Raw genomic sequence first — 26,209 nt, forward strand, 5'->3', positions numbered from 1 at the left:
TCACCACTGGAAGCGATATGAGAGTTGCAGAGCAAACAGAGACCAATGCTTCGCCTGAGTCAGAGGATCCGGAGAGACAATAGGCGTTACCCAGGAAGCCCCTTCAACATCATGATATTCAACCGCGAGTAACCAATCATTGCTTGGAAACCAGCGAGCACCGAAAGTCCAGTCTTTCGTATAACCAAAGTAAGCGGGTGAACCGTATACGGCCTCGTAATTTGTCCCATCCGGATCATCGGTGTTATCGATATGCTTATCATATCGAACGAACAACTCCACCTCATTAGGGAGGTATGCTCTCAGGTCAATATAGTAACCAACACTGGGGTCGTACAGGTCATCAGCTTCTATTGGGGCTACAAGCCCATTCGTCACTCTGTCACCTTTGAGGTACTCGGCAGTTAGTTCGAGTCGCTCATATCTGAACTGTCCTGAAAACACCCAATTTTTTAACCGGATATCACCAGGGTAATAGTAACCGGGTATGAAGGGATCGAAACTAATCTCAGCATCATAATAACTCACACCTAAGCGTAAATAATCATTTTGAAACTCTATATCCCCGGAGTAGTAATCCTCTGCACTAAACTCACCAAAATCCGTACTTCCCATCACATTACGATCTAAGTCTTCGGTCACATTTACCTGACCGACCGAGATGTGCCAATCGACAACCCCATCGAGCACCTGATGCATACCAAAGAGATCTCCCCCCTCGATATGCAGCTGCGCGTCACGGAAATAATCGCTGTAAATAGACTGAGGGAGCATGATACTCGGACGCGTAAACGGGACATCACGGGTGCTGGAGTAGAAACCGGTTTCATTTTTAAATCGTCCGGCACGAATACCCAGCATCCCCTCCCCAACTTGGTGGCTATACTCGGCAAACAGGTAATCAAACATGACATCAGCCTCAGACAGCGTCCCCCACTGCCTGAAAGTCAATGCACTCGCGAATCGAACATGCTCTATAGGTTTCCACGACACGGCGAATGCGGCTTCGGTGATATCAAATGTGCTGCTATCCTCTCCAACGATAAATTGGGTATCTTCACCGGCAACAAAACCTTGACCAATAAACCCGCTTAATTGCCATTCTGAAGCGGTAACAACTGATGAGGTGAGTAACAGCAGGGAGCACAACGGCAATGAGTACCGATTAACGGTTGTAAACATACAGGCCTCCCGCGACAGAAACTGAATTACTGACATAACCGATTGCACCGGGAGTTCTCGATATCTGCTCTCTCATTTCAACTTCAGACTTTAAGATAACGGGTCTTTCACCGGTTCCGGAAAAGACCAGCCGGTCCCATCTGCGCTGAAGCATGTACGGCATCATATCGAGCTGTTGAAAACAAAACTCTTTGTGTAGCTCTGAACCGGGTGCGAGGATAAATACTTTGATTTTGTGTCCGTCCGGCCAATAGACTTTCTGCATAGAAAAAATCAGACGTAGCTCTTGTGCAGGTAGCGGAAAATCGGTGGCCGAATCATTCACGATGACCTGAGCCGCACTCGAATGAGCACAGAAAAGATAAAATACTAACATCCATGTAGCCAACAGGCGCATTCTCCAGTCTCCTTACTATCCCTAAAACGCTTAACACTAATCCAGTTCGAAATCTTAAGATATAGAACTAATATAATGCCTGTAGACATCAGAGTGGCTCTTAAACTTCACTCATCTACAGCTTAGGCAAAAAATTCTTATGTCGCCCGATTATGGACAAATTTTTGCGGCTATTTTTGACGCCACTGAAGATTAAAAATACAAAACTTCGAATTACCATATAAAAACATGAAGGTTAGATCGGATGTAAAACAATAAGTTATAAGTTTCTCATGACAGTTGGCTTCCCCAAACAATCAACAAAACTCATTGATATATATATGAGCCAAGAAGATTGAGGGGAGCTCACCTCACCGGGTAAGCCATTCAGAAATAATAGACGAATAAATCTGGCTTTTTTTAAGCTATAATGGCGGCCAAATTTTCAGACCCTGGCCAGTTGTGTTAACTAATCCATCTCAACTCATTCTTAGAAATAGCGATCTATTTGCAGGTCAAAATGTATTAGTGCTTAACTATGAAGGCGATCTGCTACCCAAACAATTATTGGAAAGCGCTAAAAAAGTCACGGCGCTATCGCTCGATTATCATCATCACCTGATTATGAGCCCATATGCCGAGCAAAACCTAGCACTTCACTTTGGTCACATGTTGCCCGATGAAGAGCAGTTCGATACGGTGATTATCTATTACCCCAAAGCGAAGGCACTTGCATCCTACCTGCTAAACTTGGCTGGCGTTCATCTGAAGCCCAATGGCCAACTTCTGGTTGTCGGAGAAAATAAGGGGGGGATTCGCTCTATCGTCAAACAGGTACCCGATTACTTCGATAGCCCTTTTAAACAAGACAGTGCCAGGCACTGCTTACTCTATGTGAGTCAACTCGTAGAGAAAGCCCCTCAGATTAACCTCTCAGACTGGGTGCGAAATTATCAACTCGAAACCCCTCAAGGAGAGATCACAATTTGTAATCTCGTTGGAGTTTTTAGTGAAAAACGTTTAGATGAAGGAACAAAACTGCTCCTGTCTCACTTGCCTAAGATGTCTGGCCGAGTGTTAGATTTTGGTTGTGGCGCCGGCGTTATAACGGCAGCCTTACTCAAAGCACAACCTGAGCTAAAAGTTGAATGCGTCGATATCAATGCAATGGCGATTGAATCTTGCAAGCTCACCTTAGCAGCCAATAACTTTACAGCCGACACCTACCCTTCAGATGGACTGACTCAAACCAAGGGGCTTTTTAATGGCATCATATCTAACCCTCCATTTCATGATGGCTTGAGAAGTACCACCGACATTGCCAAAAATTTTGTAAAAGATAGTGTGCAGAAGCTTAAAAAGGGGGGCGTTTGGCATATTGTTGCTAATAGACATCTTCCATATAGTGATTCAATTTCGACGCACTTTAAGCAGGTAAACGTATCTGCCGAAAACAACAGGTACAAGGTTTATTCGAACAAAATCAACAGCTAACATAAATAAACCTGAATAAACATAGCGGCATTAAATTTCGATGCCGCTCTACCTCAAATATCTAAAAATAATGCTCTAGTTCAAACCTTACAAACTCCATTCAATTTTCAGACAGTTAGGACTTCATAGGTCAAACTTTATCCTGTTATACTCGAGTAGTAGAAGAGAAAAAAAATAATAATTATTCACTGCATTGGAATTAACTATGTTGGATCCAGAACTCGTTGAACTAAGTGCTGACAATGTTTTTGTCGAATTAAGAATTACTCCTAATACCCATGGTCCAGTAACCGAGGAAGCTATTCTTGCGCTACTATCACTCCCCGAATTTGAGCAGCTTTTCCCTTTAGAGAACATTATCCTAAAGGCTGTTATCGAAATAAACCAACTTTGCGGTCAGGACGATGGTAAATTCGAACTGTTTTTTAAAATTGCAGAGCGCCGCAATGGAACAATAGAGATAGAAGTAAACGAAGATAAGATGGAGTCAGAGATGCAACTTACCGCAGCCTGGGGCGGCGAGGAAGTAAGCATTCAGGATATCTTGAAGGCATTGAAGGCAAACAATGTCTGCATGGGACTCAGTAAAGTTAAAATTCAAACACTTCTCAAGCAGCTATCTCAACTCGGACCGGGAAAAACCTGTCGTAGCGTTATTGCGACGGGAAAGCCCTCTTTAAACGGTGACAACGCACTCATTGAAAGAAAAGTTCCACTTGCCAGAGAACGCCTGCTCCAACCTCAGGAGAATGAAGACGGCACTGTAGATATGCGTAATTTAGGCGCAGTCATCATGGTAAAGCCCGGCGATCTACTCATGGAGAAAATTCCTGCCACTATCGGTACCGAGGGCTATAACGTTCATGGTCAAATACTGGCCCCACTACCCGGTAAAGATACCACCCTTTCAGCCGGGGAAGGTACCGAGTTATCAGAATCAAACCCTAACCTGTTACTCGCCACAGTCCCGGGACAACCCGTTGAGACCAAAACAGGAATGCAGGTTGACGATGTACTCAATATCAAAGATGTCGATGTCGGTTATGGTAACGTCGAGTTTAAAGGCAGTATCTTAATCACGGGTGATGTTCACGAAGGCATGGTTGTAAAGTGTAGTGGTGATATCACCGTCATCGGCTTTGTCGATTCCGCGTCCCTGTTTGCCGACGGCGATGTGATTGTCAGTAAAGGGATCATTGGGAGACAGCTCAAAGAGAGAGAGCTATCCACTAAGATTAAAGCCAAGGGGCAAATATGTGCTCAATTCATCCAATACTCAGATTTGGATGCCGAGGGCGAAATTTTGGTGACTAAGCAGTTACTGCACAGCCATACACGAACTAAACAAAGACTAACGGTAAGCGATGCGAATAATCGCAGAGGAGATCTCGTCGGCGGTGTAGTCGAAGCCGCAAAAGGATTAAAGGCGGTGATCATTGGAGCCACCGCGGGAACTAAGACCGAAGTATTCTGCGCCATGGAGCAGAGTAACTTAAAAAACAATATGAAGGAGCTGGATCAAGCGGTTAAAAGCATGGTCGTTGCTAAGCTAGATATTGAAGCTCGTCTTAAAAAGTTGCCACCTAAGAGTGAATGGCAAGGTGACGAGATGATGGTTGAGCAAGTGAATATGATGCTTGAGGAGAAGAACCGCATCACAGAGGAGTGGAAGAGAGAGGAGCTAGAATATGAGCTTACCAAGCAAGAGGTCGAGAGTTATTATCAAGATAACCGCATAGAGGCCCATAAACATATCTTTGCCAACGTCGAGCTTCATATCGGACAAGCCTTTAATCGAACCCAACGTGAACATGGAACCTGTATCGTATCTAATGAAAACCAAGAGATTAAATTCGATTACAGTAACCGCAGTTAATTAAATTACCGCGAGGTGGTGCCCTGGCACCACCTCGCGGCCTTTACGGCTCTCTTTGTAAAAGCGACAAGAAACTCCCCCCCGATAATATATAGTCGAGTGCTAACCGTTACACCTCTCGCTTCCCCTAACCTTTCCATGCATAATCTCCACCAGAAATACACATGCCGGTTGAAGTTAAGAGATTATTTGTGGAACTACTGAGAATTGATTGTTTGGGAAAGGAGCTGAGACTGGAAGGCTCTATGGCTGGCTGGCAACAGCTTTTTTGGGGAGACACCTTAGTATCGGTCAAACAGGCCAGTGCCGATAATGAAGGACTTAGAATCCACAATTTTGAGCTTACCAGCCAAGTTCAACAACACAAAACACCACCTGAGTCTGAAGCAACGCCTCTGGATGATGAATATGTGACTTCAACCAGCATTAAGGTAAGCTTAGAGATCGACCTGATGTGGCAACCTTTTAACATCGATTATCGACTCATTAAAGATGAGTCCGTTATCGCAAAAGGGAGCCGAAACAGTAAAGATATCGAACGTCAGGTTCCGGTAAAGCCAGTTCAAACGAAAAAACAGTTCAGCTTAGTCGGACTGGCGTCCCTTGGCTTTAAGTTACTCAAGAGTGCCAAAGTCATTAAGGTGGTACTCGCCGGCGCCAGCATCGCAGCTTACTCCTGGCTATTTTCTTTCCAGTTTGCACTCGCACTTATCGCTTGTCTGGTGTTTCATGAATATGGTCATATTCGTGCGATGAAGCACTTTGGAATGAAAACGAAAGGGATCTACCTCATCCCGTTTATGGGAGGCTTAGCCCTCAGTGATGAGAAGATCAATACCCGATGGCAAGATGTGGTGATCTCGATAATGGGACCGACTTTTGGTTTAATTATGTCACTGCTCTCATTAGTCGCTTACTGGTTAACCGGTAACGTATTTTTTGCCGGACTCGCCGCATTCAATGCGCTATTAAACCTATTTAACCTGCTGCCCATTCTCCCTCTCGACGGCGGCCATATACTCAAGAGTATCAGCTTCTCCATGAACAGCATCCTGGGACTCGGGGCCTGCATCGCGGGAGCCGCTATCGGTGTATACCTTAGTTATACTCTGGGCTTAGCGCTATTAGGTTTCTTACTGCTCATTGGTAGTTTAGAGATCGTTTTTGAGTGGAAAACACGTCACCAGAGCCACCTCTTACCTTTAGATAGATATGGGCAGATATTCTCAACTCTATGGTACTTCCTAACGGTAGGGGCTTTGATAGCAATCATCTGGTACCTGGCAGGTTCGGGTGACGATATGCTGGGCTTACCATTGAAAATCTTGCAGAGCTAAATGCATACTTATGGGCGTGAATCATCACGCCCTACTCGCTAAAATCCAAGCCACTAAAGTCCAAGCCACAGCTCAAATTTGACACTCCATGTTTGCCGCCATTCAAATCATATGATAATAAATAACAAAGGAATTATTGTGTATCAAAAATGAATATTGAACGGCTGGACTATCACTCTTTAATTGTATTCGAATCCGTGAGTCGTCACTTGAACGCTGGCTTAGTCGCCAACGAATTAGGCATGAGTATTTCGTCGGTAAGCCGGCACCTGGGTATATTACGGGACATCTTTAAAGACGTACTGTTTATTCGTCGGGCGCAGGGCTTCGTATTAACCGATAAAGCAATACAGGTTTTACCCTGCGTTAAACAGCTTCTACATGGTTACCAGACTCTCAAACATGACCATACCCAATTTAATCCGCTGACCGCCAAGGGTCACTTTAAGATATATGCCTACAACGAATTTACCTATGTGATAAATAAAGTCCTCAATGAATTCATTTTACCACTGGCTCCAAATTTAACATTTGAGATAAGAACCCTGTCCAGTGACTGCAGCCGGGCTATCGAACACGGTGAAATCGATTTTGCCGTGGTATACGAACACTTTAAAGATCATAAGATCATCAGCGAGATGCTCTCCCCCACTGAAGAGCTGTTTTTAATCGCCAAGGCCGGACATCCGGTTTTCGATGGCGAGCTTAATATCGATAATCTATGCAAGTATGGCTATTTTGCGCTGGATAATTTTAACGACCTCTGCTCGCCACTACTGGAGCAGATAGCAAAAAAACAGGGAAAGAGCCTTAATATCACAGGGGCCACAGACAATATCGCCGCACTGAGTCGTCATATTATCGATACGGGTTCAATTTCGATGAGCTGCAATGTATTTACCCGGGAATACTTTGACTTAATTCCAGATATACAAACTTGTCCCCTACCTCATGAGCTTACCGAACAACTACTTGATATGATCAACGTAGGACGCAGAGTAGGAAATTATCTGATTTACTCCGAAATTAATCAGTCAGCGACTCACCACTGGCTGAAGCAGCAACTGTTTAACACCATCAGAGATGAGTGGTATCTGGCGTTAAAGTCTTAAGCCACCGGATACAGACCTCATAAAAAATCCTCTATTTATCCTTTGACCGGACAAATAGAGGATATAGGGTAAAAGGTGTTGTAGAACCGACAGGATGGGGGGGAACAACTTATCCGCCGGCTAAGCGCACAACAACTCACTCCTCAATTAATACAAAACATGAATATTCACTAAGCAAGTTCAATTCAGACCAACCTCATTACCATTACCGATAATGAGGAGGCCCTATCGTTTAATGACTTACTTCTATACCTTCTTGATCCCTACAGGCACACCGTGCCTCGCCGTCGAACCGAAGGTTCTGTCACGATAAAGACTCGCTCCCTTACGGGTTGGGTCGACTACGTTGAACGCATTGGGACAGATACCGGTACCGCGCTCTTTGATCCCCGGACGCACCGTACCATCCACCTCTACGGCACTGGCACCGAATGCGGTATGGCCATAACCCATACCAACTACGATAGTGCCCAAGGCAACCGTTTTATCCGCCTGAACTATTCCCTCTAAGTATTTGCCCTTAGGTGAAAGAACCTGAGCCTTATCACCGGATTTCAGGTTATATTTAGCTGCATCATCCTGATGTAACTGAATATAGTTTGTATCTCCTAATGCTGTGATGCGAGGCAGAGAGACTGAATAAGGGCTACGTAGGTGCAACTTAAAAGTGGAGAAGTTAAACGGATAGTCTTTCTCATTCCAGTGTTCTCGAACCGCGCTGCCATCCCAGAAACGGTCAACATCATACACAGGCAGACCATCATTACATTCGCCTGTAAATGAATCTTTTACTCTGGCTAATGATTCGTTATAGATCTGGAACTGAGTATCCATACGCATCGCCGCGTTGAAGAACTCACCCTCATAGCGCTCATCGACACGTTCAAAACGTCCACCACGGGTCAACATGTATGCCGTAGGCCCAAGCTCTTGCGGCTTCAGACGCGCCTCAAACATAGGCAAGGCTCGGTCGACACTGGTGAACTTAATATCCTCCTCTGTCGGTGTGGGTAACACCGTACCAGTGTGGGCGATGTTAGCAAACAGAGGCACATAGAAGTCAGCCGGGCTATTGAGGGAATGCGGCTTACCCTGCAGATCTTTAAATGCGTTATCACCAAACCCCTTTAAACCGATCGCTTTACTGACGTCGATGATGAACTGCTCCATATTGACGTGATCACCATTGGCCGTTTTAGCCGTCCGGGACTCGACAACTGGCACACAAGCCACATCGCCAATATATTCGCTGCCCCACATGCGTGAGTTTGCCCATGCCTCATATTGCAGCGTATCCGGAACGATATAGTCCGCAAAAACATTGGTTTCGTTGATGTAGGGATCGAGTGCAATGATCAAGCCCAGCTGCTTAGGATCTTTGATGGAGTCTTCAACCTGATCTTGCAGACCTGAGCAACCGTAAATTGGGTTGGTAGACCAGGTGATCCACGCCTTGAAGTTGAACGGGTTTTTATTGGCATGGGCGACGAGCAACTCGCCACTATTATCTTGCACAAAAGTGTTGTTCCATGCCTCATTTGCCGGATATGGGTTCAGCCCTTGCGCCACTTTCTGCTGATACTCATGGCTCTGTTCATAATCACCGGAACGCTCGGCATTAAATCCGACCACCTCTGTGTGTTCAAAGTCCATCAAGTTATACAGCGGGCCGTCATAGATGTCATACATGCTGGCATAGCCCACGCCGCCCATATGCATCATACCGCCCTTGGCATTGTGCGCGCCGACCATAGTCGCCAGCATAATCATCGCAAAGGCAAACTGACCGCCATCGGTAGCGTTACAGCCGGTATTGGTTTCAATAGAGACACTGCGACCATGAGAGGTAAACTCTTTGGCCAGCTCCTCAATCTTGGCGACCGGGATCTCACAGCGCTTCGACAGATCTTGCATGGAGTGACTGTTGACGCGCTGCTTTAGCAGCGAGAAAGCCGTTTCAACCTGTACCTGTGAGCCATCACCCAGGGTTACGCTCTCTTTATAGAATAACTGCGCCGCCTGCTCACTATCGCCCGTGACCAGTTGGCCGGTTTGTTTATCTATCACCATCTTCACTTCTGCGTCGCCTAATCCACAGGCTTCGGCAGTCAGGAACTGGTTATAAAGAGGGTGTGTTTTATCTTTGACCACTAGATAGGTGGCGTTGGTGTAGTTCATCTCACCAACGGCATCGGCGCTTGCCTGGCTAGGCGCCTCCAGATAAGGCCTGCGGTACCGCTCATGATTTATGATGTACTGCAGCATAGCGAACATTAACGCAGTGTCGCCACCGGATTTGATCGGTAGCCACTCACCATTTGTCGTATCGGTTTCCGAGGTCAATGAGCGCAGAATAGGATCGATGACCACATATTTAAAATCAGTACGATCGCTACGCGCCTTGGATAAACGACGAGAGCCTACATTCAAACCATTACCACTGGTACCTGGGTTCGTGCCGATGAAAATAGCAAACTTTGACTCCTCATAATCGACTTGAGGCAGCGCCATCTCATCGACAGCGTCGAAGCAACCCAAGGCACAGCCCGCAACCTGTTGGTGACCGCAGTAGGAATCCTTGGTACCGATATTGGGGGTTCCCCAGGCATCAGAGACAAAACGGTGCATGAAATCGGCCCGCGCCCCTTGTTCGGATGACGTTGAAACCAGTAACTGATTTTTTACCGGACCAAAATCAGGGTAAGCCGGATTGGCTAATGCCGGGTTAGCGTGAATAGCCTTTAAACCTTCGACATGACCCTCACCGAAGAGATCGCCTCCATCAACGACCTCTTGCAGCAATTGTTCATACGAAATCGTTTGCCACCTGTTTTCACCACGATTACCGACCCGTTTCATACAAGAGGTAATTCGGTGTTTATCATCAAACGCATCGGGAACCGCATTACCACGACCACAAAGGGTTGCCCGATTGCTTTGACTCAGACCACTGGCCGCAGAGAGCTGGAACATGGCATCTTTTGGCGATGTTTCCATTGTCATGGGTTGACCGGCATTATTGGTCAAGGTGTAGGGGTTACCCACGGCGCGTAACACCTTGTCGGTCTTATTATCGATACTCAGTCGCGCACCACAGACATTAAAGCAACCGTAACACTTGGAAAACGCGAAGCGCTGATCCTGGTTTTCAATCATCTTATTGTCCGCATCGAAGCGATACTCTGGCGTTAATGAAGTGGGCGCATATCTGTTAATATCTGCATCACTTGTTTTACTATTAGCCGAACTCATAACTTGGGTACTTGCTGTACCCGCTGTCATCACTGCGGCGACCGATCCCGCCTTTAAAAAATTTCTACGATCCATGATGCTACCTCTGCCACAATTGAGGAGAATGTATACTGAACGCGGTGTTGCTCTCTTCTTGCGTCAAGCCAATATAAAAAACATTCGGTGAAGTCTGTTTGCTCGCCTGCAGCACCATAGGGTTACTCTGGCTGAGCAGCTTGGATATTTCACTATTAACATCGTTAATATCACCGAAGACACGTGCACCACCGGTACAGGTCTCGACACACGCAGGCAGCAAGCCTCTGGAGGTACGTTGAATGCAAAAGTTACACTTATCTACAGTACCGGTTGTCGAGTTAGTGAAACGAACCCCGCCGTATGGGCACGCCTGAATGCAGTAGTTACACCCTATACAGAGCGTAGAATCCACCACGACGATTCCGTCTTCTTCGCGCTTGAATGTCGCGCCCGTCGGACAAACAGACACACATGAGGGGGTCTCACAGTTGTTACACATGATTGGCAGATTGAATGCGTACTGTTTATTGCCAATTTCTGCACTGGTTTGAATAACCTGGGTGCGATGTTCATCGGGTTTGGTGCCATTTTCCATACCACAGGAGACGACGCATGCTTTACAGCCATTGCATCGGCTAAGATCTATCACCATGGCCAGTCGCTTTTTGCCCTGTTGACGAATGGCTGCAATCGCGCTGCCCGCAGGTATAAACATTACCCCAGTTGTAGCAATTGCACCGCCAGCCAATAGTTTGAGGGCTCTTCTTCTATCTAGCATCGTAGACTCCTAATAATACTGACCCGCGAGTAAAACCGAATAGCGCAAGCAAAATGCACCGATTAATATCAACACAGCTAACAGATACTCTTTGCTATGAGATGCGACTGTCTTGCCGATGATTGACGTTACGTTCAGCAATAACGGCATAATTAATCCGATTAAAACGGCACCTAACCACCAAATAGCACCGGCATCACTCGAAATAGAAAGCAGGTTGTCAACTCCATTGAATATACTGATGTTGCGAATCGAGTAGGCGAACACACACACGGTAAGTAACTCAAGCGCCAACAGTGCAGAATCTGATTTAGCAAAGGAGTGATTGGTATCTGTTATCTTGAGACGGGTTTTGACCATTAGCACCACCGCGGCGCCACAAGAGAGGGCCGACAGTAAAAAGATCACGACCAGAATACTGTTTGACCAAACCAGGTTATGGCTGATATCACCGATAAGTAGCGCGGTATATGAAGCGACGCAGATAGCCAAGATCACATTAATCATTGCAAAGGGCCTGCTATAGCCAGGCTGATTAGCTTTCACTCTGAATGAGAGACAAAAGAGCAATGCAAAGATAATCGCCAAAGTCAGCAGCCAGGTACCTATGCTCATCATGGAGCTTGGCTCGAACGTCATAAACAGGCGGTAGAAACGGAAGAATTTACTCATATCCCCATGAGCAATCCCGTATTGGAATGAGGTTAGATCGAATACGATCATTCCCGTACCAATAATCAATAACAGTGTCCCCAGAATGGTACTTATCTTTGCCGTATCTAAGTGATGTTTATCTTCTATTTTATTTGACAGCACGAGACTACCACTGATAAACAGAGCTCCGGCTCCCGCACCAGCTAAAAACAGATAGGCTGCGACTAACAGCCCCCAATGAACTTCATTCATAAATTGTTCCTTATCATAACTTAATTACTCTTTATATTTTTATTGATGAGATTTTTATACGAGCCAACGATTCCAGAAAGGTAATTTTAATAAAAAAGATTGCACACCAACCCAAAAACATTAAATAAACGATACTTATATTTCGCACTTTAAAACCACACTTAGATCACACAATAAACACACTCTAATTTAACCTTGCGTTTATTTGAATTAAACCATATTTCACATATCCCGCAAAACACATTTCCCGAAAACCAAAAAATAGAAGCCGTCATAAGCAATAAGTACCAACAAGGTAAAACGACCACACTTACAAAGACTTACGACACCAGCAGTTGTCAGGGAAAATCTACCAATTTGAACTAAGCACTTATTTCACGAAAGCGGAAAATTGATTTCCCAATAACATAAAATAAAAACAACAATCACAAGTAAATAGTAAAATGTTAGCGTGGCGATACTTTTAAAAACCAGGAGTATTATTAACAGTTTTAAAATGTAGAATGTAAACCGAACGTAAAACAAACATACAATAAACATTCAGCAATACAGTTAAATAAAACCAAACAGATCGAAGAACATAATTTATTAATAAATAATAAGATTTAAACAAGGAATCATAATGAATAAATTACTATTATCATCTTGTATCATGGCAATGGCCATGAGTGCCAGTCAGACTGTCGCGGCCGAAGAGAGCCAATTTACAACATCTGGAGTGATGATGGGATTGAGCAACTACCTTTGGCGTGGACAGACAATCAGTGATGATAAACCATCACTCCAAGCCGATCTTATGGTCGAACATGACAGCGGGTTTTATTTGGGAACCTCATTTGAGACCTATCGTTATGAGGACTCGGATACTGTGGTCAAGGATTACGAGATCGACTACTACGGCGGCTATTACCTGATGGCCACTGACGATCTTGGCTTTGGCTTCAATGCCATGAAGTACACCTATGGCGATGGCGGCGACACTGTGGAATATGCACTATCGGTAGATTATCAGGCAATGAATCTGGCGGTTAATTACGATCAGGATGTAGAAACCTGGTATACCGAATTAAATTACTCATTCCAACTATTTAACGGCAGCAGCCTGGTAGCACATGCGGGTCTGTTTACCGATGCCGAAGCCTATGAGTTTGATGACAATGGCAAAGTGGCTGACACTGCCTACGATGTCGCACTGCGTTACAGCTACCCGCTGCTGTCACAGCTGGATCTGATGCTGGAAGCCAGCTATCACGAGTTTAACGATGACCACTATATGGTTGGATTAGCGTATAACTTCTAACTTTCAGCTCTGCATTAGCCAGCCTAAAAGGAAGCTAAACCCGCATCAATGTTGAAGCAGATAAAGAGAAAGAGAAAGGGATAATGGAGTGCTTTTATATGGGCTCCATTACTTTTATTTATAAGCAAAATAGAGACAAATTTCAGGCATAAAAAAACCTGCTCAAAGGCAGGTTCTTATCTCTCAAACGAGAGTTTCTCTAATAAAGAGTATTTGATTGGTACCGGAGGACGGACTTGAACCGTCACGCTCGAAAGCAACGGATTTTGAAAAGACCACCTCTGAAAATACTCAGTAATATCAATAAATAAAAACAACAAAAAGCACCTTTGCAAATTCTTTGCAAGAACAAGCGTTTCTCATTGTAATGGAATAATAAGCAAACAAATCGAACGTCACAACATCTCAAATGCACTGCATGTCTATCTTCTGAATAACAGTACATATAATGTTCAACACATTAGTAGATAATTCCATTGATAGAGATGGGAGAAATCCATTTCCCCTGGGGTCACGCTTTGGGAAGTCGGTCTACTTCTTAAAGACTTCAGGTAATTGGTATTGGTTTTTTAATACTGCTTCACTTGGTTCATACAAGCGCATGTGAAGATAGAAATCGTCTTTAGGAGCGGGTAACCAGTTACAGTTGGCTTCGGTTGGTTGCTTATGTTGGATGCACAGGGTTAACGTACCGTTCCGGTTATAAACTAGTTCGTCAGGTCGATTGCTTGAAATGGAGTAACGATCAATTGGATTTTCAATCATATAGAGATCTTTCGCATCATACATGGTCACTGACCAAAACGCTTTTGCTGGTGCATCTGCAGGCATAGTCATTCTGTATTCATACTTACCATCTAATTGTTGCTCATTAGAATCGGTATAACGGTTTGGATACAGGGCTCTCTCTTTGGTGTTTAGGCCTGCTGCTCTAAAGTTAATACTGGCACGACTGAGGTAGTCTGTTTCATATACACCCCCTTCATACATCATCGACCAGCCGTTATTTTTAACGCCTAAGTCACGACCTGCATATGAGATTATTTGCTGTGCAGAGCTCAATGCGCGCATCAGGCCACGCTTTTGCGCTTCAGATAGGTTCTCCTCATCGAACGGTTGAGCCTGTCCAATATTGATGTACTTGAACTGATCTACAATGGGTGAATCTGATGATATCGGATTATTACGTAGCTCCTGGTCAATGAGTTTGTACCAATCCAGCCCTTCAGGCCGGGTCATCGGAGGGATGCCACCCGTTGCTTGACTTAGCTGTACAGGCTCTTGAGGCTGGCCTAGCTGAGTTAACGGGTAGTTAATAAAACCAGCATTTACCTTATTCGCCGCTTTTAAGTCTCGCTCTCCTGCAACGCCAACTCTTTGAATATACCAGACGAAAGGTGTTCTAGATTCAATTACTCTGTCAATATCTTCAGGGACATCCCCCTGCCATCCTTTATTGACTAACAGAAATTTACCGCCTTGAGTGCCGACATTTTCGGTAATTAAATTCTCGACCGATTCGGTATAATTATCCAATAACTGCACGATGAAATAACGGTTATCTGTCACTGGTACTTCAATCACCAATGGCCCAGTCTCATTTAGGTTGATGTGTGACTGAGAATAGAGTGTATCGTTATTGACGGTCGGTACAATTCTGGTTTCAGGCCCCGAAAGCTTAAGGGTTTTCCCCATCTGATTCATTGGAGCCATGCCATTATTCAGCGGGACAGATGTTGTAGTGGATGTCTTTCTCACTTGTGAGGTTGTTAACGGACCCGCACCATATATAAAAGCCTGAATACCTAAGTTGTAGGCTAGCTCCTCTTCAGGATCAATTGTGTTTGCCGTTACTGCTGACGTGCTAAATACACTCATTGCAGAGCAGATAAGTGGATAGAGAATTCGTTTCTTCATAGTAAGCCTTGCGTAGTTAATGGCGATGGCCTGAGTGTATGAGACAAGGCTTTAAAAATGTTAAATAGTGAATATCAAGAATCTTAATACTGCGAATTACACCATATAAACCCATGTTTTAAAACGGATAAACATGCAGGGCATTGACACTTAAATCCGATGAAATAGCTGAGGTGTTTTCAGGCTATTGTGACAGACTTTATTAATCTCTATTTTAAAATAAAGATGTTTGGAGACCTGTATGAATCACCTTAATTTACCGTTTAGTTTGTTCATTAAATCTGAAGGAGCAAAATGTAATTTAGATTGCAGCTATTGCTACTACTTAAACCACTTAGATGAAGCAGATAAAAACTGCTCAATGAGTGAAGAGTTAATGGGACAATTGATAAAAGAGCACATAAAATCACAGCCAAATAAAGCGGAAAAGGTCGATTTCATTTGGCATGGCGGTGAGCCAATGCTTCGGGGGTTGGAGTTTTACCAAAGCGCAGTAAAGAAACAGCATGAGTCGACGACCCGAAAGGTGGTGATGAACACCATGCAAACTAACGGCACCTTGATTAATGAACGCTGGGCACAATTCTTTTCTGATCATAACTTCATGTTGGGGGTCAGTATCGACGGCCCCAATCTGCTTAACGACATTGCTCGGGTCGATAAGAAAGGTCACTCCTCTTTCGAGCGCACCATGCGCGGCATAAAGCATCTTAAAAACTTCAATGTTGAGTTTAATACCTTAACCGTAGTGAATAATAAAACCTATCGCCACGCCAAGCATATCTATCCATTTTTGAAAGAAGCTGGCAGTGGTTATATGCAGTTTCAACCTTGCGTCGATCATGAACTCGATAGCCGTTCAGAGTACAACTGGTCGTTAACAGGAAAGCAGTGGGGCTTGTTTCTCTGTGAGCTTTTTGACCTCTGGAGCGAAAAAGATGTAGGCAAAGTTTATATCCAGTTTTTTGAAAACTGCTTGATGATATTGATGGGCTATCAAAGCCAGATGTGCCACCACAGTAGGACCTGTGGCCAGCAGTTGATGGTTGAAACCGATGGATCAGTTTATAGCTGCGATCATTATGGTTATGACGAGTTCAAGCTCAGTAACAGCGAGTCCAGCTTAAAAGCGATGGCAAACAGTGAGAGGCAAGTTACCTTTGGCGCGGCAAAATATGAAGCATTGAGTAACAAGTGTCGCGATTGTGATTTTCTCGACATATGTAACGGCGGCTGCCCTAAAAATAGAACGCTAAAAACAGTACAAGGTGAGAATCATAACGTGCTTTGCGAGGGTTACGAGATCTTTTTTAAACATGCTTTGCCTAAGATGCTGTCGATGGTCGATGCGATGAAACAGGGCTATTCACCTGCTTTCTTCCCCATTTTTTAAACATTTGGTAGCGAGTAAATATCGGCAATCCGGCATTTATCAATAACATGAGTATGTTATAGCGGCAAAATGTTCTTATAATGAATTTTTAAATGGAATCGTAATGGTTGTCATGTCGAACGATTATAATTTATTGCGCTTGCTATTGGTCTTAAATGAAACAAGACAAACAGTGCAGGCCGCCAAAGCTTTAAATGTGAGTCAGCCAACCATTAGCGTTATGCTGAAAAAGCTACGTGAGCAGTTTAATGATGAACTGTTCGTGCGCAGTAAAACTCAACTTGAGCCCACACCAAAGTGTTTAACGATCATTGCTAAACTACCGGACTTACTTGAGCAGATGGAACAGTTGTACTTAGATGCAGAGGTGTGGAATATTGCCGATATGTCTGGCGAGCTCAAGTTGCTGCTTCCCTCCCCATTGATGGCTGTTATCGGTGCGCCGCTTATTGGTAAGCTTACTAAGCTCGCCCCTAAACTCACCGTTGAGTGTGCTCATTGGGGCCACAATGCCGTACAACTGCTAGAGCGCGATCCTAAAGCTTGGGGAATATCTTACTTGCCGATGGATACCAATAAGGTTTTATATCAGCGTGACCTTGGTTACGACAAGTTCATGTTAATTATGCGTAAAGGCCATCCGCTTCAAGACAATACGCTTACCGAAGTTCTCAACTATCCAATCTGCGTTAATACTATTCCAGGTTACACTGAGCCCTCAAAGGCTGAAATGCTGATTAAGAAATATGACCTCGATGGACATATCAACTTGCGCTGCAGTGACATGAGCATGATGCTCAAACTGGTTAAAGACAGCGATTTTATCTGCGTGGCTACTGAAAAATGCGCTACTGTACTGGGGAATGATTATCGCTATGAGGCGTTACCTAGAGAGCTTTATAAGGATACCTTCAGACGCTCGTACGCCTTATTTACCCATCAACGAAATCGACATAATCCATTAACGGACTGGCTAGAGCATGAAATCTTAGCCTTAATGAACGAATAGCATAAAATCTAGCCCTTCAAATTCGCATGCGCCGATGATTTTCAAGGCTTAAATCGGTACGGCGCAGGCTCCAACTCTCCCCTCCAATAAGCTGTAACTCCTATATTTACTGCCAGTTCTCCCCATCTATTCAGGCTATTAAATAACGTAATAATCACTATCACCCCTTTTTTGTCCGTTTTTATTTATCGTTTAAAAAAAACGGAGAAACACTATGATTAAAAGCCATTTAGCTAAAGTCGTACTGGCTATCGCCATTGCAACGTCACCAGTTTGTTATGCAGAGCAAAGTTCGCAAAATACTCAGTCAGAACAGACGTTAACCATCCAACAAAGTTTACTCGGTGAAACCTACAGCTTAGGTGTAAATGCCTATCTGTGGGGTTCAGCATTGGTAAGAATGGAGCAGATCTCCCGCCAATATACCGACATCAGCTCGCCTCAAGCAGATACCAGTTATCGCGCTCCCTTAAACGAGTTTGGACACGCCAGAAGACTCAGTTCACCAGCAGACAAAGACATGCCAACGGCGAACCGGGATACCTTGTACTCGAGTGCAGTATTGGACGTTTCTGAGGAGCCAATCGTACTATCCGTGCCAGATGTTGAAGATAGATACTTTGTCATCAACATGTTTGATATGTGGCACAACCTATTTCAATACGTTGGTACTCGTGAAACTGGCAGCCTCGCTAAAGAGTTCCTAATCGTGCCACCGGGCTGGAAAGGGGAAGCGCCTCGCAACACTAAAGTGATCGAAGCACCGACAGACAAAGTCTGGTTATGGGGCCGTACACAGGTCTTAGGTGAGCAAGACTATGCCAATGTACATGCCGTACAAGACAAATATGAGATCACACCATTAAGCGAGTATTTAGGTCGACCAGCCAAGCAAGTCGCTACCGAACTTAGCGCGCGCCCAGGGCAAGAGGAGGATGCGCTACGCTTCTTCACTGAGCTGGCGGAGTATGTCAAACAAAACCCGCTTGATGAGCGCCAACAGGCACTCTTTGGTCAGTTTGAAAAGATTGGTTTAACTAAGCAAGGTTTTGACGCCACTAAACTATCTCCTGAAATGCAGCAGGTGTTGGTGCAAGCCATGACTGATGCCCAGCAGATTATCAGTGCTCAAGTGGCGAACCCGAACACGCTGGAAGTCAAAGATGGCTGGTTCTACGCGTTTGAGCTCGATGATTTCGGTGATGACAACGCCTTAAGATCACTGGTTGCCGGACCATACCTTGGTGGGCAAGGTCCAAACGAAGCTATCTACCCAATTACCTACACCGACGGTAAAGGCAAGCCTCTTAATGGTGGTCAAGGCTACAAGATGAGCTTTGATAAAGCCCCACCAGTAGGTGCTTTTTGGTCACTGACGGTATACGACGCCAAAACCAAACTCTTGGTCAGTAATGAGATAAAGCGTTACAGCGTCAATAACCTCACCGATCTCGATAAAAACGCCGATGGCTCATTCGACATCCATCTACAGCATGACAACCCCGCAGGAAACAAATCCGCTAACTGGTTACCGACGCCAGAAGGCAATTTCTATGTACTCGCCAGGCTCTACATTCCATCGAAAGAGATCCTTGAGATGAAGTGGACAGTCCCTGCGATCCAAAACCTTAAATAACGTTTCTCATTACTCAGTTAAATAGATCTAGGAGCCATTATGGTTAACAAATTAACCAAGTCAGCGATCGCCTTAGCAGTTGTTGCCTCTAGCGGTGTGTCAGCAGCATCAACTCAGCCTAACGTCGTTGCCATCATGTTAGATGATGTCACCACCATGGATATCTCCGCATATCACCGCGGCTTAGGTGCAGTCAGTACGCCTAATATCGACCGAATTGCCGAGCGCGGCATGATGGTGAGTGATTACTATGCTCAAGGCAGTTCAACTGCGGGTCGCTCTGCCTTTATCACTGGCCAATATCCTATTCGAACCGGCTTAACCTCTGTTGGACAACCGGGCTCGACCCGCGGCCTGCAAAAAGAGGACCCGACCCTAGCGGAAATGCTCAAAGACAAAGGCTATGCCACCGTACATGTGGGTAAGAGTCACCTGGGTGATAACAATGACCACCTACCAACTGTGCATGGCTTTGATGAGTTCTACGGCTTCCTCTATCACCTCAACGTGATGGAGATGCACGAGCAGCCGGAGTTTCCTAAAGATCCCAACTTTAAGGGGCGTGGCCGCAACATGATCCATACTGTCGCGACCGATAAGTTTGACGACACCGTCGACCCACGTTTTGGTGTGATCGGTAAGCAAACCATTAGCGACCAAGGTGAACTGGGAGCTAAGCGGATGCAGACTGTCGATGGTGAGTTCTTAGATTTTGCTATCAACTGGCTAGAAAAGCATGAAGCAACGAATGACGACCAGCCATATTTCATGTGGTACAACCCAACGCGTATGCACCAGAAAACCCATGTGCGCCCTGAGTATCAAGGTGCTAGCCAACATAATACCTACTATGACGGTTTAGTTGAGCTCGATGATCAAATTGGTGTGCTTCTCGACAAGCTAGAAGCGACCGGAGAGATAGACAACACCATCATCCTATTTACCTCCGACAACGGTGTGAATCTGGACCATTGGCCTGACTCCGGAGCGGCGTCTTTCCGTGGCCAAAAAGGTACCACTTGGGATGGCGGCTTCCGCGTACCAATGTTAGTGAGCTGGCCAGCCAAGATCCCTCAAGGAGAATATACCGATGGTTTGATGTCTGCCGAAGATTGGGTGCCAACGATTATGGCTGCGGCGGGTGACGCGGATATCAAGCAAGACTTGCTAACAGGCAAGAAGATTAACGACGAAACCTACAAGGTGCATATCGATGGTTATAACCAACTGGATATGCTGACTGAGGGTGGCAAGAGTAATCGACATGAGTTCTTCTTCTATAACGAGAATAGCTTAAATGCATTCCGTGTTGATGAGTGGAAAGTACACCTTAAAACCAAAACCGAATGGATTGCCCCTGCAGATGAGTGGCCATTGGGCATGATCCTCAATATTAAAGCGGATCCGTTTGAGCGCTCTCCTGATACCCGCGGTTGGTTCCTCTGGATGAAAGAGAAGACTTGGGTACTGCCAAAGCTACTTAAAGCAGTTGGTAAACATCAGCAGTCACTTAAAGCCTTCCCTCCTCGTTTAACAAACGGCGGCATTGGTATGAACGACAAGTCTGTCGTTGAAGAAAAGAGCAACAAATAACCATGGCAGGTGCGCTCAAGCGCACCTCATTCTTGATTTACAGGGGATCTATCGATGGTTAACAGAACATTACCGGCGCTAATGGCACTCGTGATTTCACAGCTTGTTTACGCTGAAGAGCCAGCTGATATGACTGACCCTATGTCGGTCTATACCGGTGGCGAAATTGTAGCGGGCAACAAGGGGCTGGGCGCGACGTTTCAGTTTGGTATTTCCAAAGGGGATTGGGGTGCACTAGGTAAGTTAGAAACTAAAAATAACTTCGAAAACTATCGGGTACGTTTTTTTACCCCAAATAAGAAAACCGGCACCGGACTTTTTATCGATGCCGGACATGATTTTTCAGTCGATGGACTCACGAGTAACTACGCTACAGTTGGGGTGATGCAGGTCTTCCCACTTTCCGACAAGGTTAAATTATACAGTGCATTAACCTACGGCAAGAGTTGGGAGGCAAATGACCAATTCAGAGAAACTCGCATTATATCCAGTGTCAACTACTTCAAATATGACTTTGCCGAAAAGTTCTTTTTACAGATCGCACCGCAATACAGCTACGGCTTAGATGGTGAAGAAACAAGAAAGTTTTCCGCTGAAGTTCAAATTGGTTACAAGGTCGATCAAGACAACGTTGTAGTGATCACGGGTGATAGTGATAACAACGCCTGGATAACGTATCGCGCCCGATTCTAATGAATAACGTTATGTCACGTAAGACTGTTAAGCCTGTCTCTTAATTGCACGCATTCATAAGGCCGCAGGTATTAGATGGTCAATCTTGGCATGACTACCCACATCCTCCACACCGTAAAGGGTGGAGTTTGGAGCAAGAGATGATTGACGTAAAAAGCCACAAATTGCTATTAGCTTTAATGAGCTCTTCGATACTGTTTGGCTGCAAAGTACAACAAGAGACGGCAGGCGAAGAGACTAGCCTCATCAGACCTGCAAAGGTCATTACTGTTGAGACTGTTAACCCAAATAGCGTAAGACGCTTTTCCGCTGTTGTTGGTGCGGAGCAGAGTACCGAGCTTGCATTTCGAGTCAATGGACAGGTCGAATTTCTGGATGTTGTAGAGGGTCAGAGAATAAAAAAAGGCGAGCTAATTGCTTCTCTTGATGATACTGATTTTGAAATTTTACTCGACGATGCCTCAGCCAAATACGATCTCGCATTTGCCCAATATAAGCGAATTCAGTTACTAACAGATAAAGGCTTAGCATCTAAATCTGAATCAGATACATTGCTGGCTGAAATGTTGGTTGCAAAAGCTAACTTAGAACAAGCAAATCAGAATCTTAAATACACAGAGTTGCGAGCGCCATTTGACGGTATCATTGCGCAGAATCATGTAGAGCAGCATGACCACATCGCCGTCGCTCAGCCTATTTTTTCATTCCAAAACGAGTCGTTACAGGAGGTGAGCTTTGACCTACCTGAAAAATTAGTCGAGCGCTTTAACCCTCAAGAACTCGTCAATTTCAATGCCAAAGTGGTGTTAGATGCCTATCCGAATACTGAGATAGATGCTCAGTTTAAAGAGATGCAAAAACACAGTAGTCATGGCGCACTCAGCTATCGCGTTACCTTTTCAATGTTATCACCCGATTCCTTGCGCATCCTCCCCGGCATGAGTGCCGATCTGTCACTGAGTTTGGCACAAAATGCTCGCCAAACCGAGCTGGTAAAAGTGCCACTAGCCGCTGTTTTTAGTGATGAAAAAGTCGCACTTGATGAGTCGAAGTCATTTGTTTGGCTGGTGAATGATAATAATCAAGCTGCGCAGCGAGAGGTCGTGCTTAGTCGCATCGAGCAAGACGGAGCCGTTATTGCGGGCGGATTAAAAGTGGGTGAGCGCATTATTGCCGCCGCGCCGACTCGCTTGTCAGAGGGGCAAGAGATCAAGCCAATGGCACGTGAGCGGGGCCTGTAATGGATACCAATACCGAAAAACAAGGCAGCGGCATTGCCGGTTTTTTTATTAAAAATGCCGTCATTAGTTGGCTGATAATGGTGTTACTTGGCGTCGGCGGCTACTTTGCGTTTCAAGACTTAGGCCGTCTCGAAGACCCGGAGTTTACACCGCGCTCAGCCATGATTGTCACCAGCTATCCAGGTGCGTCTGCGCAGCAGGTCGAGGAGGAGCTATCACTTCCTATCGAAAACGCACTGCAACAACTGCCCTATGTTAAATACATAAAGTCGGTTAATACGGCGGGATTAAGCCAAGTCGAAGTGATGATGGAGTCGCAGTATACCGGCAAGTATCTGCCACAGATCTGGGATGAAGTTAGGCGCAAAATTGGCGACTTAAAGGGGCTTCCCCCCGGCGCGGATAAGCCAACGGTTAACGATGATTTTGGTGACGTATATGGCATGATTTGGGGCATATCTGGTGAAGGGTACAGTTATGCCGAATTAGAGTCATATGCTGACTATCTTCGTCGTGAGGTGGTGACGATAGAGGGGGTGAGCAAAGTCAGTGTTGCAGGTACACAGCAACAACAAGTGTTTATCGAGCTTTCAAGGCGAAAGCTAGCGGCGCTTGATATCCCGGTTAGCCATATAGAGTCACTTTTAGCTCTGCAAAATGTGGTTTCAAACGCCGGCAGAATTCGAGTGCAAAATGACACCATTCGTCTGTCGCCAACGGGGGAGTTCTCTAGTGTCAGTGAGCTGAAAAATCTTGTAGTTAGCCCCAAGGGCAGTGATGCGCGAATTTATCTGAATGATGTTGCTGACATTAGCACTGGTTACGCCAAAACCCCCATAAAAATCATGACCATTAACGGTCAGCCTGCACTTGAATTTGGGGTGTCATTTCTTCGCGGCCAGAACGTCATCGCGGTAGGCGAGCGGATCAACACCTTAATCGATTCGCTTGAAAAGGTTCGGCCCATCGGCATGGAGCTGGAGCTTATCTACAATCAGCCAGAACAGGTTGAACAAGCGGTCGATGGATTTGTCATCAGCCTTATTCAAGCCGTTGCCATCGTTATTTTTGTGCTTTTGCTGACCATGGGGCTCAGAAGTGGCTTCATTATTGGTACCGTTTTAATACTTAGTGTTATGGGTACCTTTATGGCCATGGAGCAAATGGCTATTGATTTGCAAAGGATTTCACTAGGCGCACTGATCATTGCTCTAGGAATGCTGGTGGATAACGCTATCGTAGTTGTTGAAGGCATACTCATCGGCATGCAACGTGGTAAATCTCGCTTCGATGCGGCTGTGGAGATTGTAAAGCAAACCCAATGGCCACTGTTAGGGGCAACCGTTATTGCGGTAACCGCATTTGCCCCGATTGGCTTATCTGAAGATATTTCGGGTGAGCTCGTTGGTAGTCTGTTTTGGGTGGTCCTGTTTTCATTGACGCTTAGCTGGATCACCGCTATTACCATCACCCCATTCTTGGCCGACCGACTGTTTAAAAACGTTAAGGTTGCTAAAGATGGTGAGTTTATCGATCCCTATAAAGGTGTCATTTTCACAAGTTACCGAGTCTTGCTGCAAGGCTGTATTCGCTACCGCAAAACCACCATGTTACTGCTCATTGTACTATTGCTGGGTTCAGTGAAAGGCTTTGGCATGCTGAAAAATGAGTTCTTTCCACCAATGAACTTACCCAAGTTTATGGTCGATACATGGCTGCCATATAACTCCGATATTAATGCCACCGCTGAGCATATGAGAAAGGTGGAGGAGGCGGTACTCGCACACCCTGAAGTAGAGCAAGTTTCCTCTAGCATAGGTGGAGGTCATGTTCGGTTCATGCTCGCCTATAAGCCTGAGAAGCTTTACAACAACTATGGCAATTTGCTCATCACAGTCAAAGATATCGATCGCCTCAAAGAGGTGATGAGCGATGTCGAAGAGATTGTCGAGCAAGGCTTTGCCGGTGCGACATATAACTTCAAGCGCTTCGAGATGGGACCTGCACCAGATGGCCGAGTTGAGGCAAGGTTTGTTGGTCCGGATCCTGATGTATTAAGGAGCTTATCTGCGCAGGCCAAAGCAATTATGGAGCGTTCTCAAGATGCGTCGGCCATCAGAGATGACTGGCGCGAGCGTACCAAAGTGATCCGGCCTCAATTCAATGATGCTGCGGGTCGGTCACTCGGGATCAGCAAGGCGCAAGTGGATGGCGTGTTACTGGCAAACTTCTCGGGCAGAACCGTAGGACTCTATCGAGATGGTAGTGATTTGCTGCCCATCATTATTCAACCTCCAGAGCAGGAGCGACTAGATATTGGCGGGATTAGTGAACTGCAGATTTGGAGTCATGAGTTAAGCCAGTACGTCAATCTTGGCCAAGTGCTGAAAGAAGTACTGGTGGAGTTTGAAGATCCCGTCATTATGCGACGAGACCGCAAACGCACTATTATGGCGATGACTGATGAAAGTCCAATGGGCAGTAGTACCACGGCGTCAGTTTTAAACTCATTTAAAGCTGAAGTTGAAGCCATTGAGCTGCCCGAAGGCTACAACTTAACTTGGGGTGGAAAGTATGAGTCATCTCGCGATGCCATGATTGCCTTGAGTGAAAAACTTGGCGGCGGCTATTTGGTCATGGTGCTGATAACCATCTTTTTGTTTGCCTCCTATAAAGATGCTGCTGTTATCTGGACTGTAGTGCCATTCGCTCTTATTGGGGTTGTCGTAGGTCTCTACTTTGCCAATATGCCTTTCACCTTCTTGGCATTGCTGGGAACCATGAGCCTATCGGGCATGCTGATTAAAAATGCCATTGTGCTGGTTGAAGAGATAAAGCTGCAGCTCTCCCAAGGTAAAGAGGCCTACCTTGCTGTTGTGGATGCGTCAGTGTCTAGGGTTCGTCCGGTAAGTATGGCAGCGGTTACGACCGTACTTGGCATGATCCCATTGATTTTTGACGGCTTTTTCCAGGCTATGGCTGTTGCCATTATGTCGGGCCTCACCTTCGCCACGATATTAACCCTCATCGTGATCCCTGTGATGTACACCATGATCCATAAAATCAAAGCGCAGTAGTACTGCGCTAATTGAGTGA

Annotated in this window: 18 protein-coding genes; 12 read left to right on the plus strand and 6 right to left on the minus strand. The window is 45.4% G+C overall.

What is annotated here, in order from left to right:
• Both SSED_RS20745 and SSED_RS20750 read right to left on the minus strand, forming a co-directional pair.
• A complete protein-coding gene (locus SSED_RS20745; RefSeq protein WP_012144310.1) occupies positions 1–1,182 on the minus strand; it encodes a hypothetical protein in 1,182 nt (393 codons plus the stop codon).
• Positions 1,166–1,579, minus strand: a complete 414-nt coding sequence (locus SSED_RS20750; RefSeq protein WP_012144311.1) for a hypothetical protein — start codon at positions 1,577–1,579, stop codon at positions 1,166–1,168. Before SSED_RS20750 ends, SSED_RS20745 begins: the two co-directional genes overlap by 17 nt.
• A gap of 441 nt (positions 1,580–2,020) precedes the next feature.
• On the opposite strand from SSED_RS20750, the gene SSED_RS20755 reads away from it, so the two are divergent.
• The 4 genes from SSED_RS20755 to SSED_RS20770 all read left to right on the plus strand — a co-directional run bounded on the left by SSED_RS20755 (position 2,021) and on the right by SSED_RS20770 (position 7,377).
• On the plus strand, positions 2,021–3,052 hold the full coding sequence (locus SSED_RS20755; protein WP_012144312.1) for a methyltransferase: 1,032 nt from the start codon (positions 2,021–2,023) through the stop codon (positions 3,050–3,052).
• A 205-nt stretch (positions 3,053–3,257) separates the two neighbouring features.
• Positions 3,258–4,928 (plus strand): flagellar assembly protein A, encoded by a 1,671-nt coding sequence (locus SSED_RS20760; protein WP_012144313.1) that lies wholly within the window; start codon positions 3,258–3,260, stop codon positions 4,926–4,928.
• A gap of 164 nt (positions 4,929–5,092) precedes the next feature.
• On the plus strand, positions 5,093–6,265 hold the full coding sequence (locus SSED_RS20765) for a site-2 protease family protein (protein WP_012144314.1): 1,173 nt from the start codon (positions 5,093–5,095) through the stop codon (positions 6,263–6,265).
• 149 nt (positions 6,266–6,414) lie between these two features.
• The gene (locus SSED_RS20770; RefSeq protein WP_012144315.1) at positions 6,415–7,377 is read left to right on the plus strand and encodes a LysR family transcriptional regulator; all 963 of its coding nucleotides are present in this window, start codon (positions 6,415–6,417) and stop codon (positions 7,375–7,377) included.
• 246 nt (positions 7,378–7,623) lie between these two features.
• Here SSED_RS20770 and SSED_RS20775 read toward each other — a convergent pair whose 3' ends face one another.
• The 3 genes from SSED_RS20775 to nrfD are packed head-to-tail and all read right to left on the minus strand — an operon-like array spanning position 7,624 to position 12,331.
• Positions 7,624–10,704 (minus strand): molybdopterin-dependent oxidoreductase, encoded by a 3,081-nt coding sequence (locus tag SSED_RS20775; RefSeq protein WP_012144316.1) that lies wholly within the window; start codon positions 10,702–10,704, stop codon positions 7,624–7,626.
• Positions 10,705–10,708: 4 nt separating this feature from the next.
• A complete protein-coding gene (gene dsrO, locus SSED_RS20780; protein WP_012144317.1) occupies positions 10,709–11,425 on the minus strand; it encodes a sulfate reduction electron transfer complex DsrMKJOP subunit DsrO in 717 nt (238 codons plus the stop codon).
• A gap of 9 nt (positions 11,426–11,434) precedes the next feature.
• Positions 11,435–12,331, minus strand: a complete 897-nt coding sequence (nrfD, locus tag SSED_RS20785; RefSeq protein ID WP_012144318.1) for an NrfD/PsrC family molybdoenzyme membrane anchor subunit — start codon at positions 12,329–12,331, stop codon at positions 11,435–11,437.
• 622 nt (positions 12,332–12,953) lie between these two features.
• On the opposite strand from nrfD, the gene SSED_RS20790 reads away from it, so the two are divergent.
• On the plus strand, positions 12,954–13,631 hold the full coding sequence (locus SSED_RS20790) for a TorF family putative porin (RefSeq protein ID WP_012144319.1): 678 nt from the start codon (positions 12,954–12,956) through the stop codon (positions 13,629–13,631).
• Positions 13,632–14,162: 531 nt separating this feature from the next.
• Here the strand turns inward: SSED_RS20790 and SSED_RS20795 are convergent.
• Positions 14,163–15,548 carry a DUF1254 domain-containing protein gene (locus tag SSED_RS20795; RefSeq protein WP_012144320.1) on the minus strand — a complete coding sequence of 462 codons (1,386 nt, stop codon included), beginning with the start codon at positions 15,546–15,548 and terminating at the stop codon, positions 14,163–14,165.
• A 241-nt stretch (positions 15,549–15,789) separates the two neighbouring features.
• Between SSED_RS20795 and SSED_RS20800 the strand changes: the two genes are divergently transcribed.
• The 7 genes from SSED_RS20800 (at position 15,790) to SSED_RS20830 (ending at position 26,190) form a co-directional block, all read left to right on the plus strand.
• Positions 15,790–16,941, plus strand: a complete 1,152-nt coding sequence (locus tag SSED_RS20800) for an anaerobic sulfatase maturase (protein ID WP_012144321.1) — start codon at positions 15,790–15,792, stop codon at positions 16,939–16,941.
• A 103-nt stretch (positions 16,942–17,044) separates the two neighbouring features.
• Positions 17,045–17,950, plus strand: coding sequence for a LysR family transcriptional regulator (locus tag SSED_RS20805; RefSeq protein WP_012144322.1), 906 nt, complete (start codon positions 17,045–17,047; stop codon positions 17,948–17,950).
• Positions 17,951–18,164: 214 nt separating this feature from the next.
• Positions 18,165–19,586, plus strand: coding sequence for a DUF1254 domain-containing protein (locus SSED_RS20810; RefSeq protein ID WP_012144323.1), 1,422 nt, complete (start codon positions 18,165–18,167; stop codon positions 19,584–19,586).
• Positions 19,587–19,625: 39 nt separating this feature from the next.
• On the plus strand, positions 19,626–21,179 hold the full coding sequence (locus tag SSED_RS20815) for an arylsulfatase (protein ID WP_012144324.1): 1,554 nt from the start codon (positions 19,626–19,628) through the stop codon (positions 21,177–21,179).
• Positions 21,180–21,233: 54 nt separating this feature from the next.
• Entirely contained in the window at positions 21,234–21,872 is a 639-nt protein-coding gene (locus tag SSED_RS20820) for a hypothetical protein (protein WP_012144325.1), read from the plus strand.
• A gap of 140 nt (positions 21,873–22,012) precedes the next feature.
• Complete coding sequence (locus SSED_RS20825; protein ID WP_012144326.1) at positions 22,013–23,113, plus strand: efflux RND transporter periplasmic adaptor subunit; 1,101 nt, start codon at positions 22,013–22,015, stop codon at positions 23,111–23,113.
• The gene (locus tag SSED_RS20830; RefSeq protein WP_012144327.1) at positions 23,113–26,190 is read left to right on the plus strand and encodes an efflux RND transporter permease subunit; all 3,078 of its coding nucleotides are present in this window, start codon (positions 23,113–23,115) and stop codon (positions 26,188–26,190) included. The genes SSED_RS20825 and SSED_RS20830 overlap by 1 nt, the downstream gene beginning before the upstream one ends.
• Positions 26,191–26,209: the final 19 nt, after the last annotated feature.

It is taken from the genome of Shewanella sediminis HAW-EB3, assembly GCF_000018025.1.
Classification (GTDB): Bacteria; Pseudomonadota; Gammaproteobacteria; order Enterobacterales; family Shewanellaceae; genus Shewanella; species Shewanella sediminis.